The 14,623-nt window shown below is 34.8% G+C and carries 10 protein-coding genes; all 10 read left to right on the top strand.

Going from position 1 to position 14,623, the window contains the following annotated elements; translation table 11 throughout:
• Nucleotides 1–36: 36 nt before the first annotated feature.
• The 10 genes from A8L32_RS14735 (at nt 37) to A8L32_RS14695 (ending at nt 14,608) form a co-directional block, all read left to right on the top strand.
• Nucleotides 37–894 carry a helix-turn-helix domain-containing protein gene (locus A8L32_RS14735; protein WP_075590856.1) on the top strand — a complete coding sequence of 286 codons (858 nt, stop codon included), beginning with the start codon at nt 37–39 and terminating at the stop codon, nt 892–894.
• Between the two features lie 414 nt (nt 895–1,308).
• Nucleotides 1,309–1,437, top strand: a complete 129-nt coding sequence (locus A8L32_RS23790) for a hypothetical protein (protein ID WP_262495120.1) — start codon at nt 1,309–1,311, stop codon at nt 1,435–1,437.
• Between the two features lie 298 nt (nt 1,438–1,735).
• Nucleotides 1,736–2,515 (top strand): competence protein CoiA, encoded by a 780-nt coding sequence (locus tag A8L32_RS14730; protein WP_075590855.1) that lies wholly within the window; start codon nt 1,736–1,738, stop codon nt 2,513–2,515.
• Nucleotides 2,516–2,757: 242 nt separating this feature from the next.
• Nucleotides 2,758–3,492, top strand: a complete 735-nt coding sequence (locus A8L32_RS14725; RefSeq protein WP_075590854.1) for a hypothetical protein — start codon at nt 2,758–2,760, stop codon at nt 3,490–3,492.
• Nucleotides 3,493–4,046: 554 nt separating this feature from the next.
• Nucleotides 4,047–4,595, top strand: coding sequence for a hypothetical protein (locus A8L32_RS14720; protein WP_075590853.1), 549 nt, complete (start codon nt 4,047–4,049; stop codon nt 4,593–4,595).
• 592 nt (nt 4,596–5,187) lie between these two features.
• Nucleotides 5,188–6,291: a cellulase family glycosylhydrolase gene (locus A8L32_RS14715; protein WP_075590852.1), complete on the top strand. Its 1,104-nt coding sequence runs from the start codon at nt 5,188–5,190 to the stop codon at nt 6,289–6,291.
• 287 nt (nt 6,292–6,578) lie between these two features.
• The gene (locus A8L32_RS14710) at nt 6,579–7,262 is read left to right on the top strand and encodes a hypothetical protein (protein ID WP_075590851.1); all 684 of its coding nucleotides are present in this window, start codon (nt 6,579–6,581) and stop codon (nt 7,260–7,262) included.
• Between the two features lie 523 nt (nt 7,263–7,785).
• Nucleotides 7,786–9,675 carry an alpha-1,3-galactosidase-related protein gene (locus A8L32_RS14705; RefSeq protein WP_075590850.1) on the top strand — a complete coding sequence of 630 codons (1,890 nt, stop codon included), beginning with the start codon at nt 7,786–7,788 and terminating at the stop codon, nt 9,673–9,675.
• A 50-nt stretch (nt 9,676–9,725) separates the two neighbouring features.
• The gene (locus A8L32_RS14700) at nt 9,726–12,821 is read left to right on the top strand and encodes a SusC/RagA family TonB-linked outer membrane protein (protein WP_198931791.1); all 3,096 of its coding nucleotides are present in this window, start codon (nt 9,726–9,728) and stop codon (nt 12,819–12,821) included.
• An 11-nt stretch (nt 12,822–12,832) separates the two neighbouring features.
• A complete protein-coding gene (locus A8L32_RS14695) occupies nt 12,833–14,608 on the top strand; it encodes a RagB/SusD family nutrient uptake outer membrane protein (RefSeq protein ID WP_075590849.1) in 1,776 nt (591 codons plus the stop codon).
• The last annotated feature ends 15 nt before the right edge of the window (nt 14,609–14,623 follow it).

Here is a 14,623-nt window from a genome sequence, read left to right as displayed (position 1 = left end):
ATGACTACATTTGTATTTGTAAAATGAAATTATGATATGCGAGCAAAATTAAAACCAGTAGTAAAATCAGAAGGTCAGAGTGTATTGGTGAAAAACGATAAGCTAAAGAGTTTTTATGCGCCGCATCATTACCATCCCGATTACGAGATTATTTATATAAAAAAGAGTTTTGGTTTGCGGGTTATTGGTAATCACATTAATAACTATCAGGCGGGTGAAATAGTTATTTTAGGCCCTGGATTGCCGCATTACCACGAATTAGGCGGGGTGGATGCCGATGAGGAATATCCCATTGAAACCATTGCAGTTCTGTTTTCAAACTCCATATTCGAAAGTAATAGTCAGTTTCCTGAATTTGCTCAGCTTGGTTTGGTATTGGAGCAAATAAAATATGGAATAGAGTTAGTGGGAGATACAAATATAGCTGTTCGTGAAATATTGGAGCGTATGACGATTACGCCCAGCTTAAGCAATTATTTATCGCTTTTTAAAATACTAGAAGTGCTGGCGCAAGAGGATAGCACCTATAAACGCTTGTCTACCGTAAAGTACGATAATAAAAAAGTGTATAATGATAAAACTAAACATGTGTTAGATTATCTGGCCGTTCATTACCTGAATAATATTGGAATTTCTACTTTATCGGAACATGTTGGAATGAGCCGTTCGGGCTTTTGTAATTTTTTTAAGGCACAAACGGGTGTTACTTTTTCGCATTACCTGAATCAATTGCGCGTGAGTAAGGCCTGTGAGTTATTGGTGACTTCTAAAAAAAGCGTTTCGGAAATTGCGTATGAGGTGGGGTATGAGAACCTGGCTTATTTTAATCGCAGGTTTAAAGAAATAAAAGGCGTAACGCCCAAGGCCTATAAAACTTCATTACTGAGCGAATAAATGTTTTAGTAATCTTTATGCTTTATTATAAGGTCTATAGTTTGTTTCACACAAAGAGAAGTTGCTTTTCCACCTCTGATAAAGTGCGTTAAGAAAATCGAAAAATGTAACGTAAAAATCAAAGCTGTTTGAGCGAAGCGAGTTCTTTGATTTTAGTGAAATGATTTGATTTTTAGCCATTTTATCAGCAGTGGCGGTCTTCTTTGTTTCCTTTCTTCGACTGAAGGAAGAAAGGAAAAGCCTGTCGGCTTGAGACAAAAGAAGTTATTTCAATTGAGAATAGTTTTACGAGATAATAGAGAATTTAAAACAAGGGTTGAAGCTATTCAACCCTTGTTTTGTTTAATAGGTTTTACAACTGGAAGCTAGTAATGCAGCGGTTTTAGAGGTGTTTTCAATGGTAAATATGACAGGTTGACCGGTTTAACTGGTGTTTTAGTTGGTAAATATGACGGGTTGGCTGGTTTAGCTTATGTTTTTGCCCGTAAATATGACGGGTTGGCTGGTTTAGGTGACAGGTTGGCTGGTTTTGTGCTCGGGTAAATATAAAACACAAAGGCTTATTTAGAATATTTATCGATATGAAATAATCTATATGATTAATAGTATATAATGCTAAATTGCGTGGAGATATTTCCTCAGAGTGGGTATATTTTGCTCTGGGAATTTTGTGAGCTAAGAGATTTAAATAAATTAATCAAACATATTTAGGTGTGTTATCTATGCCCATAAGGCATGTATTGTACACCTTTAGTTAATATAAAAGAAAAATAAACGCACCTAGGTGATTATGCTTGGGAGTTGTAGTGCATTTAACCATACATAGAAACTTAGGAACAAAATGAAATATGCGTTTATAGGAGAAAATAAAACAGAAGCCTTTAAAGGTGGAAAAGGTATTTGTCCTAATTGCAATTCAGAACTAATCGCAAAATGTGGAGATGTAAATATTAATCACTGGGCGCATAAAGGAACACGGAATTGCGATATTTGGTGGGAAAACGAAACAGAATGGCATAGAAACTGGAAAAATAATTTCCCAAAGGAATGGCAGGAAATTATTCATCATGACAACACTGGAGAAAAACATATTGCCGATGTGAAAACAAAAAAAGATTGGGTTTTAGAATTTCAGCATTCATTTATCAAGCCTGAAGAACGAAATTCCAGAAATAGATTTTACTCCAAATTGGTTTGGGTCATAGATGGTTTAAGAAGAAAAACGGACAAAAAACAATTTCAGAAAGTATTACAAGAAAGTTCACAAGCACCTGTTGGAAATGTAAATATTCGAAAAATAAATTTTCCAGAGGAATCTCGACTATTAAAAGAATGGATGAATTGTGAAGCACCTGTGTTTTTCGACTTTTATGAATTAAATCAATCGATTCTTTGGTTTCTTTTACCCTTGGGGATAAAGGATAAAGCATATTTAATATCTTTTTCTCGTCAAGAATTCATTAAAGTCCATAATGACAATGGATTTGACGATTTAATTTATAAATATATTCCTAACATTAGAAACATCATTCTTGAGCATAAGACAAGAATTTCAAATCAAAATCTGAATAGGATAATAAATAATCCTAGAAAACGGAGTTTTAAAAATAATCGACTTTGAATTACAATATTAAAAACGCACTACAACAACATGTAAAGCTAATGCTGCCAATTAGTTATACGAATCCGGTTGCAAGTAATAAGCTCCGCAAATTAATTCTTCACAGAAGAACTAAAATTGCTAAATTGTGTTCAAAATCAATTAGCTCTGTGCCAACCGAGAGTTTTTTTCTTTCAAATACGCACATAGCCTTACATAAACGTTATGGGCAAGTTAATTTCAGAAACCGATAAAACTATACAATGAAGAAAATATTTGACTTTAAGACTTTAATTGCATTAAGTGGTATAATTCTACCAATCGTCATTTTTATTCTATCTAAAAATGTCAAAGAAATTTCATTTAAGAATGTTGCAATGACTGAGCTTGTTTCAGAACAAAATATTTCTGACGAATCAATTCAAGTCTTTTTTGATAAACAGCAAGTTTTTAATTTATATTCTATTTCATGTTTAATCAGTAATAGTGGTAATATACCTATCACTCAATCAGAATATATTGATGGTTTAAAAATTGAATTTCCTGATTCTGTCACAATTTTAAAATACTCTATTAAAAGTATTCCTAATAACATTAGCATTACCAGAGTACTCGAATCTCCAAATATTTTGCAGATTCAGCCAGATTTACTAAATCCTAATGACAATATTGAAATTAGTTTTTATGTTTCTTCTTCTCAAAATATACTATTACCATCAATAAACTCTAGAATAGTTGGTGGTCATATTAAAAGCTTAGAAATGAATGAAGTTGTTAAACCAAAAACAGAATTTCAAAATAATGCTTTTGCAAGTTTCGAAGGTGTAATTTACTGGATGTCTTTAATATACACAGGGTTTTATATTCTTTTAATTTTTTGGGCAATCTATTTCCAAAAGAATGTTGATTTAGACTCTGCTATTGGTAAATTCTTTTTGTTTCTGTTCTTAGCAATAGGACTATTTAGTAATTTGTTTTATTTAATACAAACGCACTAAATTATATCGGTTAGGATAATAAGGTTCATATATAAAATTGAGTTTAAAAGTTACTTGTACTGCTGATTCGACAATGCCCATAGTTGGAACTTGGAAAATTCTTTCTTTTTTTAAAAAAGCATTTCAAATATATTCGACTATGATGAAAAAACTCATTCAATCAGTAACGGGAGTAGCCCTCGCGGGGAGAATGGTTCCAAGCTCTAGACTATTAGGCATTGCTGCAGTAGTAGATTTAACTTGAATTCAATGTAGAGGGCGGGGTTCGAGTCCCCACTCCCCACCAATTTTGAAAATATCTGTGCTATAATAAAACCAGCCCATAACACGCTAGTATAAAGCATATGGCGTTCGTAATATTAAGATGTTGAGTGCGATAATTGACCACCGCCAAATCTTTAATTTGGCTTTTGAAATGAATGAAAAGATAAAAACAAATAAAAGATTTGGCTCCGTGAAGTTTTGGGCGTTTGATTCGTTAATATGCCATACGCTTCATCTAGCCAAACGTTGGGTGGCATTATAACCCACTACGAACTGAACATCTTTTTAACATGAGATATAAAATAACATACATAATTATTGGAATATTATTCTTTAACTCCTGTTCAGCTATTGGAACATTAATTGGTGACCGACATCAAAAGAAGAGAATTAAGTTAGCTTCAATAACTAATCAAGTGAAAATTGGGTATGAAACGGAAAACGCAATTATTTATGTTGGAAAAAAGGATGCATTGAAGTTAACAGAGAAGATACTTTCTAGTAACAAATACGACCCAAGATTTGACAAAATAATAATTGAAGACCTAAGATTGAATTTAGACTCTTTAAAAGAGGTACAGGAAGAAATAATTTTTAAGCATTGGCTTTCGAAATCTAGTAATTTCAGTTTATATGACTATAATTTTGCAGGTTATCTAGACCAATGGATATTACAAAAATTGTTACTTAAAGGTAAAGCTGAAGTTTTTAATAAAGAAGCAAAAGGGTTTGAACAAAGAATAGTTTTTCATTTCATAAAGGGCAGTGTAGGTGGCGAACAATGCTACTATACCTTTAATAATGGAATTGAATTTCATAGGCGGATAATATCTTTATAAAAAATAACGACCACCCAACAAAAGCTAATACGTAATGCGGAGTCAGCTGTGTTTTTGTGAGTTTGCAGGCTGTTTGGTGGCGCCAAATTTTCGTTCCGAAAATTTATTAAGTTTAAGGTGAAATTTTAAAACGTAAATTTGGCTATGCGTAAGTTTGGAAAGAACGGTTCTTCGGATCTTCGCACTACTTATACGCGAAACGTTAAACAAGCATCACTAATGAGAATTATTATAGGTATTTTGATTTTTATATCCATTGGACAAATTGAATAAAAAACTACCGCCAATGTACAAAAGTAATACGGGTTCCGTGGGTAATCAAGCATCTGTTCTACTTGTTATCGCCGCCAAGACGTTCGTCTTAACGGAGTCAATTATTTTGTTAAAGTTGGTGTCAAGACAAGCGCTTGGCTCATGAGTAAACCGACACGAAATCCTAATCAATTCCGTACTACTCTTGTGCCACCGTTGTTGTACTCAATTCCCCCTTTGCCGGATACATTAACTTTGGTTTGCCAATGGCTAATTATAAAGCATTAACTGATATTAACTAAAACTTTATAAGTTTACCATTATTAGAATTAATTAAGACATGATAGGATTACAATTATTTAGCTTAATATTATTCATTGCACTTTTGGGTTCTTGTAAAAAAGAAGAAGCAAATCCTTCCAACATAAATCCTTCTCGGAGAGGGCAAGTTGGAGTTCGTTCGAATAATGGAATAATGGAGTTTTTCGATACCAAGAATAATGTAAAATTTACCCCAATGGGTTATAATTACACTCACCTATTGGAGTTCACATACAATGATACTACACTGACTGGACACGCTACTTTTAACCATGAATATTACAATGCTGAAGTTACTAATTCTTTGTTAGCGCAATTGCAGGAAGCAGGATATAATACTATTAGAATTTTTCTTAATCCTCTTTTACTTGCAACAAATAAAACTGAATTAAATCAGGATTATTTTCAAAATATTGTAGATTTCATTACTAAAGCTGATCAACATGAAATATCAGTAATAATTACAACAGATATGATTCCAATAGCTTATTACAATACGGAAATTAAATCTGAAAAGGATATTTGGTGGTGGAATACACAATTCATATATAAGGCGGAGATTGATTTAGAAATTAACTTTTGGCAGACTTTTATTGACGAATTAAAAAACAATACAGTTCCGTTAGAAGCCATCTTAGCTTATGAAATTAGAAATGAATTCTTTTTTCATCCTGATTATCCGCCTTTCAATCAAGATTCAGGCATTGTAGAACATCCAAATGGAATCTCATATAATATGAGTGTAGAGTCTGAGCGAAATGCACTTTTGGATGTAAGTTTTTTACATTGGACCAGTACCGTTAGAAATGCAATTAGGGAAAAGGATTCGAAAGCATTAGTAACAGTTGGATTTTACGCACCAGAACCATTAGGTAAGCCTTCAAATAAGGCAATTACTCAATCTGAATTAGATTTTATTGATATTCATATGTACCCGGAGCATGCTCTTTTGGGTGAATACGCAAATTATTTTGATTTAGTGGCTAATAAAAGCAAACTAATAATTATGGGGGAGTTTGGCTATATTGAGAATAAGAATGTCTCAATAAACAAAGTAACCGATATATTACTTGATTGGAAAAATGAAGCCATTTCGAATTACCATATTGATGGTTGGTTATAATGGACTTGGGATACAGAAATTGGATTTGAATTATCTGTTTCAGATGAAAACGATGTAATATTTGAAGCATTTAGTCCTAGAAAATAAACAGAGTACACACAAAGGCTCATAAATAATTGCCGAGATAGTAGAAAAGATAAATGTGTTCAGAAATTAAAATAATCAAAGAAAGCCCAACTGACAATACGTGGTCATAAGTCATATCTTGCCGCAGTTGCAACACAGGACACTACGCATATTTTCACCGTAGGCAGCAAGCTTAGGAGCACCATGACATATATAAGCAAATGATTAGAATCTTAATAATATTAGTTTTTATACAAGGATTTCTGGTTGACTTAAAATCTCAGTCTGATTTTCAGAATAGACATATTTATGAGCTGATTCGAGATTATTACTATCTTGATATTATGCCTGATTCGCGTTATTCGTTGAAAGTCGGAATGTATCTTGATAGATACGTAAAAGGTGATTACAAAATAAATGGTGATACACTTGAACTGATAGGCTTCGACTTTATTGAGACAGAATACAATTTATCGGAAAATGATAAGGCGTTTGTTAAAAAAGGACTTTCAAGATTTATAATCAAAGATTCCTTGTTGTTTCCAATAGCATATCGTGATTTGGCAATACCTTCCAGAACAATGCAAAGGGATTCAATGATTATTAGAGAATATATGCAAAATGATGGTCATGTTCATTTCAAACTGACATTTCGAGCAGATTTAACATTTAGATTCAGTACTAGCTCTGATATGGACAGACATTCGACAAGCGGAAGGTGGAAACAGAATAATAACATGATTCAACTAATTCCTGACAATTCAGATAATCTTCTTCATTGGATATGCACTGATTATCAACTCACAATGATTGAAAATTATTTGGTTGGAAAAACTGTTGATGAAAATGATAAGGTTGTTGAATATCAGTACTTGTTTGGATTAAAGCCAACTGCCAATAAATAGAACTATGAGTGGTCGGCACAACCCAGCTGTGCGTTTCGGTTGAACAAACAACATCCAACAAGCTAAAATAAAGCAGCATTGTCAGTTTAAAGCTTGTTACTTATAAACCCAGTGTAATTTCTAAACTATTTATATCGGAATTAAAAGAAGCATCAGCTCCTAAACCATTTACATCTTTTAGTTTCACTCTCTCGCACCATATTCAATGTATTATAACAGACTGAAACGATATCTTATTTCAGTCCTTTTACTGCCCCAATATTTATCACTCATTTTAATAATAACGAGGAGTTAAAAATGGCCTATTTGCATTATATATGCCTTTGGGTGTTTTGTAATGTGCACAAGTATAGGTGTTTATTGCATTTGTTTTACGGAGCGTACATTTCATTTTACTTACCTTAAGTAAGGATTGATTTATTAAGAGTAAACATACTTTAACATTTTGAACGGATTTTTGCAATGTTGATTCGGTGGTCTATTTAAAGGGCATCGGAAGGTTAAGAACTAAACATTGTATATAATGTCAAAAAGTGTTTCAAGATTACTAATTGCTGCTTCCATTGTTTTACTATCCCTTTGGGGATGTGCTGCTAAGGTGGATGATGGAGAGTCGGTGTTGTTTAATACCGAAATAAGCGAAGATGCTACGCCTGCTGTATTAAAACGAATTATGGCAGCTGGCAAAAATTCCATTTCGGAGATAAAATTTGAAAAGGGAACTTACCATTTTTATCCAGATAAAGGCTTGGAGTTTTTTGTACATATATCCAATCATAACGATGAAGTTATAAGAACCGCTTTTCCTTTATCCAATTTGGAAAATTTAGTGATTGATGGGCAGGGCTCTGAGTTTATTTTTCATGGAAGGATGATTCCCTTCTTGATTGATCACTGTAAAAATATATCGGTAAAAAACCTTTCGGTAGATTGGGCTACACCATTTCATAGCGAAGGACTAATCGTAGCTGTGGATGAAAAAAATAAAACCTTCGATTTACAGATATCTAAAGAATACCCTTACGTTATCCGTAATGAGCAAATCATTTTTATAAAGGAATATTACGAGCATAATGCTGGTCAGGCCATTATGTATAACCCAGAACGAAAAGCCATTGCTTTTGGTACAGAGTTGCATACGCCCCTCACTAGCATCCATGGGGTAAAGGTTCAAACTTTTACCGATGAGATAAAGCCTAAATACGAAATAGATCCGCGCGATCCGATAGAGTCGATTAATACCCTTGAAAATAGTTTACGAGTAGAGGAAATTGAACCCGGTTTGGTTCGCTTTTATAACCACCGTAAAAAACTTCCGCGCAAAGGAATGGTTTTGGTGATGAAAGGCGACCAAGGAGCCAATCGTTTAGCACCCGCTTTTAGAGTAACCTTTACCGATGGTTTTTATGCCAACAATGTAAATGTACACCATGCTGGTGGTATGGGTATCATTGCCGAAAATAGCTCAGATCTAATACTGGATAGCTTTAATGTAACACCATCGCATGGCCGTATGGTTTCTACTACTGCCGATGCTACTCACTTTGTGGGCTGTAGAGGAAAGGTGGAATTAAAAAACTGCACCTTCAATAATCAGTTAGATGATGCTTCAAATGTACATGGTACATATCAGAAAATAGTAGATGTTTTAGGCGAAAACACCTTAGGTATTCGCATGGGGCATTTTCAGCAACAAGGCTTTGTTATTGGTCGTGTGGGCGATTCCATTGGTTTAGTTCGATTAAGTAAGTCTTTCTTTCCGTACGAAAAGCTCACCCTAAAGTCGGTTCAAAAAATCAATAGCAGATACCAAATATTAACCTTCAACGAAAAAATTCCGGCATCGATACAACAAGGCGATTTAATTGAGAACCTGGATGCTTACCCAGAGTTTTTAGTGGAGAATTGTAATATCAGCCGAAATAGAGCACGCGGCTTATTGCTTTCTACACCTAAGAAAACCGTGATTAAAAACAACTTTTTTAGTACCGAAATGGAGGCCCTGCTAATACCTGTAGAAAGTGGTCATTGGTACGAATCAGGCAGTGCCATTGACTTAACCATTACCAATAATAAGTTTCAGGATTGCAACCACAGCGGATATGATCGTGGTATGATTCGATTTGAAACAGATGACGACAACCAAAACATAGCCTTTAAAAACGTTGAGATTAGCAACAACGAAATTAATCATTACGACAACTTGTTTTTAGAAATATCTAACACCAAAGGTTTGGTTTTTAAAAACAATGTAATCACCTGTTCTGGCACCTTTCCTAAGTTATATCCAAATCATCCAGCCATTCATATTAAAAGCTCCGAGGATATTGTTTTTGAGCATAATAAATACCAGGGTGATGCAACAGAAATGATAGAAACCGAAGGCGATATGTCTATGCTTGAGTTCAAATAATAATCCAAAACACAATAATAATGGAACAGTTTTTTTAATCTATTTAGTCTATGAAGAATAAGAACAATTTTTTTAATGAAAGTAAAGCGATGAGCAAATATCTGTTCATGACTTTATTTACCCTATTATTTGTGAGTGCAATAGCTCAGGCACAAGTAATGAATGTATCTGGGGTTGTTAGCGGAGCTGATGATGGGTATCCAATTCCAGGAGTAAGTGTGGTGATTAAAGGTACCTCTATTGGTACCATTACCGATATGGACGGTAAATATAATATTAAGGCCGAGCGAGGTCAAACCCTTCATTTTAGCTTTATTGGTATGGCCGATAAAGATGTGCAAATTAGCTCTGCAACCATCAATGTGGCTATGGAGCCGGATGTGGTTAGCCTTGATGAGGTGATAGCCATAGGTTATGGTACTCAGAAAAAGAAGGAGATAACGGGTGCTGTGGCTCACGTATCATCTGAGGAAATAACAAAAACCATTACATCCGATTTAGGTTCTGCGCTGCAAGGTCTTGTTGCTGGGGTTAATGTTGTTGCTAGCTCAGGAGCACCAGGAGCACAGTCGGAGATTTTGATTAGAGGTATTAGCTCATTAAATGGTAATACACCATTATTTGTGGTTGATGGTGTACCTCAAGATGGAGATCCAGGTATTAGTCCTAGTGAAATCGAGTCACTTGATATTCTAAAGGATGCAGCTTCTTGTGCTATTTATGGTACGCGTGGTGCCGCAGGTGTAATTCTAATAACTACTAAGCAAGGTAAAGAGGGGTCACTTAAAGTGTCGATTAATGGTAGCTATGGTATACAAGATATTAGGTCTAGTACGCCACTTATGAATACAGTTGAAGATACTTATTTTAATATTATTACCACTAAGAATAGAAATCCAGGTACGGTTGATGATGAAGTAGAATTAGGATTGCTTAAAGCGCCTAAAGGCTTTCAGAATGATACTGATATTAGAAACGATGTATTTGTAAACAATGCACCAGTTCAGGATTATAACATTAATATTTCTGGAGGTACTAAAGATATTACCTATAGTGTTGTTGCTGGATATTATGGAAAAGTTGGATCTATCGTAAATTCAGATTTTGATCGTTTTAATACGCGAGCAAATACAACCTATGTTAATGGGAAGTGGAAAATTAGAGCAAGTATTGGGGTAACGCAAGAAGAAAGAAGTGGTGCACCTGGTGGAATAATAACTCAAACCATTAAATATAAGCCAACGCAAGACCCCATCACTCAAGATCCCAATGTTCCCCTTGTAACTATAGGAGGAGATGATGCTAATCGTTTGGGTTGGGTACAAAAAAGTTTTCAAAATACTGATGAGTCTAGCCTAACAAAAGCCTTAGCAAATCTTAGTTTAGACTTCGAAGTTATTAAAGGACTTAATCTAACGACTCGTTTAGGGTTTAATGTTACTAACTCGTACAGAAAGCGTTTTTCTCCATATCAAGAAGTGATTGATATTTGGGATAACAATATTGGAAGTAATGAAAATAGTTCTGTACAAAATGATGCTAGTAAATCCAAGGCTATTGTATCCGAAACAGGGTTAAGATATAACAACACTTTTGGAAAGCATAAATTTACTGTGCAAGGTATTTTTACCGTTGAGGAACGTAATTATGAATCGTTTTACGCTAGAAGAGAAGGTGTGTTAGATAACGATATTAGAGTATTGAACGGTACATCAATTAATCCTGAATTAGGTTCGGGAAATGATTGGACAGATAAAATGATTGGTACCCTAGGTCGTGTATTGTATAACTATCGAGAAAAATATTCGCTTAACGTAAGTGCTAGATACGATGCATCATCCAGGTTTGCTGAAGAAAATCGTTGGGGACTATTTCCATCAGTATCTGCTGCTTGGAATATTTCTGATGAGGCATTTTGGTCGCCAATAAGCGGCTTTGCCAATGATGCTAAGATAAGAATCAGTAGAGGTACTGTAGGAAATCAAAATTTCTCCAGATATTCGTATTCCGCAGGATTGTCGTCTATAAATTATGCTTATGGACCAGAAACATCTTCTTTATCTCAAGGAATGACACAAACCGAGTTTGCGAATAAAGGTGTACAGTGGGAAACATCTGTAATGTGGAATGCTGGTATTGATTTAGCATTCATGAGTAATAAATTAACATTCTCGGCAGAATATTACGATACCCAAAAGCAAGATATGTTATTTCCAATTACAGTTCCTGGTTCTGCAAGTGGTGTATCCGATTCACGTGTAGTACTTAATGTTGGAAATATGGTTAATAGTGGGTTTGAATTTGCTGCAAGTTATCGTAATCGTGTGGGTAAGTTAAACTATGGTTTTAGTGGAACATTTACGACCAATGAAAATAAGATAACCAAAATGATTACTAATAACGCTTATGAATTAACGAGTGATGGAGGTTTGATTTCGGGAGCTAAATCGAGTTCACAGATAACAGCTCTGGCAGAAGGGTACGAAGCTGGTGCTTTCTTTATTTACTCTACAGATGGTATTATTGACACTCATAAAAAGTTAGCAGATTATCAAAAGCTTAACCCTAATGCACAAATGGGAGATCTTATTTATAAAGACATGAATAATGATGGTGAGATTGGAAGTGCCGATAGAACATACAGAGGTAGCGGATTGCCAGAGTACGAAGTAGGATTTAACGTAACGGCTGATTATAAGGGTTTTGACTTAAGCGTTCAGATGTATGCAGCTATAGGACACGAAATTATGAATGGTTCTAAAGCCACAGCTTTTGGATGGGGACGACATAAAGATCTTATTTATCAGTATTCTGAGTCTAATTTAGTTACTTCTATTCCGGCTTACATTGGCGATGTAAAAAGCGCTAGTGGTAATTATAAAGGTTACACTGATTTATGGTTAGAAGATGGTTCATACCTTCGATTTAGAAACATTACCTTAGGATATAGTTTCCCAAAATCAATTTTATCTAGAGTTGGAATCAGTAGAGCTCGTATATATATAAACGCGCAAAATCCATTTACGTTTACCAATTATGAAGGGTACGATCCCGAAATTGGAGGAAATATTAACTCAAAAGGCTTAGATAAAGGAAACTACCCGGTTACCTCAACCTACTCATTAGGTGTGAATCTTAACTTTTAATATTGATTATTATGAAGCAAAATATGTTTAAATATATTCTAATTTTCCTATTTATAGGAGGATTAACATCGTGTAAAGATTATCTGACTGAAGAAGACCCTAATAGATTAACAACAGATAGTTATTGGAGAAATTTAAGAGATACTGAAAGTGGATTAACAGCTACTTACTCTACCTTGTTAAATCATTTTATTATGAATCTTGACGTCGAAGCTTGCCGTTCGGATGAGGGCTGGCCAGGATATGGAAGACCTGCACCTAATAGCGGTGGGGTTATAGATTGGTACTATAAAACCTATAACAGTAGCGACCTAAATATAGGTAGAAAATGGAATGCATGTTATCAGGGAATATTTAGAGCCAACCAAGTAATAGCTGCATTAAAGGAGATTGGAAGTACAGAGGATAATGAGGAATTGTGGAATGATCAGATGGCTGAAGCTAGATTTTTAAGAGGTTTATTTCATTATTACCTTTATTGGTCGTTTAATAATGGAGAAGTTATTATTCGTGATGAATTACCTATAGATTTAACAACTTATAATAAAGGTCTTTCTCCCGCAAAAACGGTCAGAAATTTCTTTATTCAGGATTTATATTTCGCCTATGATAATCTACCCGCTATTTATAAAGGGGAAACTTCCGCAAAAATTGGTAAAGCTACCGCGGGAGCTGCTGCTACTATATTAGGTAATCATTATTTATATGAAGCTAATTACGATTCTGCATCTGTGTATTATGCAGATGTGATTGAGAACAAAAAATATGAATATAAACTTGAAACTGCAGTAGAACCTGGTGCAAGCTGTAAAATGTTTTCTATTTATGGAGAAAATGATTCAGAATCTATATTTGAAATCAGTTATAATTTAGTACATAACCCAGAGCTTAGCGTATGGGCCGAAGAAAGTATGCATAATAGATGGGCTGTTAAAACTGCTGGTAGTGGAGGTCCTCTCTGTCCTGCTTGGGTGGTATATGCTTTTAAGTCGGAGGCACTAGATCCTTTAGATAACCGAAATTATTATGATGATCCTTCTGTACCTTCTGGCCGCTCTCTTAGGAATGTTTCTATGCGTTCATCGGCTATGATAACTTGTGTAGAAGATACTAGAACACCTTGGTATGGTGGAGAAAAATCAGTGGCTGAATCAGAAGGCTTTACTCCTACTGGATGGGGATTTGGGCGCTGTAGGAAGTATACCGATCATAATTTAGCAGAATCAGAAGGCTGGATGTCAGGATTAAATGTAACGGTAAATCGTTTGTCGGAAGTGTATATCAATTTAGCAGAATGTGAGTTACATAATGGAAATGTGGATAATGCATTGTCTCTTATAAATAAAGTGAGAGCTCGTTGGGGGTTAGTTCAGTTAGGTATTAGCTCAAACCCAAGTAATACTTTTGATGGAGTTGACTATGCGGCCGCCCCTTCCTTACTAATGGATCATATCATGTACGTGGAAAAACCATTAGAAACCTATATGGAAGGCTTTTCTACGCGTTGGTTTGATTTAAGAAGATGGGGTATTACAGCTGATCGTTTTAAAGAGCTATCAGAGCAAACTTATTATGCAATAGATTATACATTTAAGAACTCTGCAGATAAGGAAGTTACAAAAAAGTCAGCTTCTATTGTTAAAGATGTTGATCCAGGATATTCTGGTTCGGCAGCTAGAGTAATTGACTATGAATATGACATTACTGCGGATAATTTCAATTCGGAATTACACGATTATTTCCCGTTACCATTAGCAGAGCAAACAGGTAACTCGGATATTGACTAAGTAACATGCTAAATT

Origin of the sequence: Labilibacter marinus, assembly GCF_001659685.2 — a bacterium.
Taxonomy (GTDB): Bacteria; Bacteroidota; Bacteroidia; order Bacteroidales; family Marinilabiliaceae; genus Saccharicrinis; species Saccharicrinis marinus.
Note: the sequence above shows the minus strand (reverse complement) of the source record. Positions and strands in the feature narration are given on the sequence as shown.

What these genes read in the sequence shown, in the direction of transcription:
- A8L32_RS14735 (WP_075590856.1), top strand. Translation starts at nt 37, where the DNA reads ATGCGAGCAAAATTAAAACCAGTAGTAAAATCAGAAGGTCAGAGTGTA.
- A8L32_RS14730 (WP_075590855.1), top strand. Translation starts at nt 1,736, where the DNA reads ATGAAATATGCGTTTATAGGAGAAAATAAAACAGAAGCCTTTAAAGGT.
- A8L32_RS14725 (WP_075590854.1), top strand. Translation starts at nt 2,758, where the DNA reads ATGAAGAAAATATTTGACTTTAAGACTTTAATTGCATTAAGTGGTATA.
- A8L32_RS14720 (WP_075590853.1), top strand. Translation starts at nt 4,047, where the DNA reads ATGAGATATAAAATAACATACATAATTATTGGAATATTATTCTTTAAC.
- A8L32_RS14715 (WP_075590852.1), top strand. Translation starts at nt 5,188, where the DNA reads ATGATAGGATTACAATTATTTAGCTTAATATTATTCATTGCACTTTTG.
- A8L32_RS14710 (WP_075590851.1), top strand. Translation starts at nt 6,579, where the DNA reads ATGATTAGAATCTTAATAATATTAGTTTTTATACAAGGATTTCTGGTT.
- A8L32_RS14705 (WP_075590850.1), top strand. Translation starts at nt 7,786, where the DNA reads ATGTCAAAAAGTGTTTCAAGATTACTAATTGCTGCTTCCATTGTTTTA.
- A8L32_RS14700 (WP_198931791.1), top strand. Translation starts at nt 9,726, where the DNA reads ATGAAGAATAAGAACAATTTTTTTAATGAAAGTAAAGCGATGAGCAAA.
- A8L32_RS14695 (WP_075590849.1), top strand. Translation starts at nt 12,833, where the DNA reads ATGAAGCAAAATATGTTTAAATATATTCTAATTTTCCTATTTATAGGA.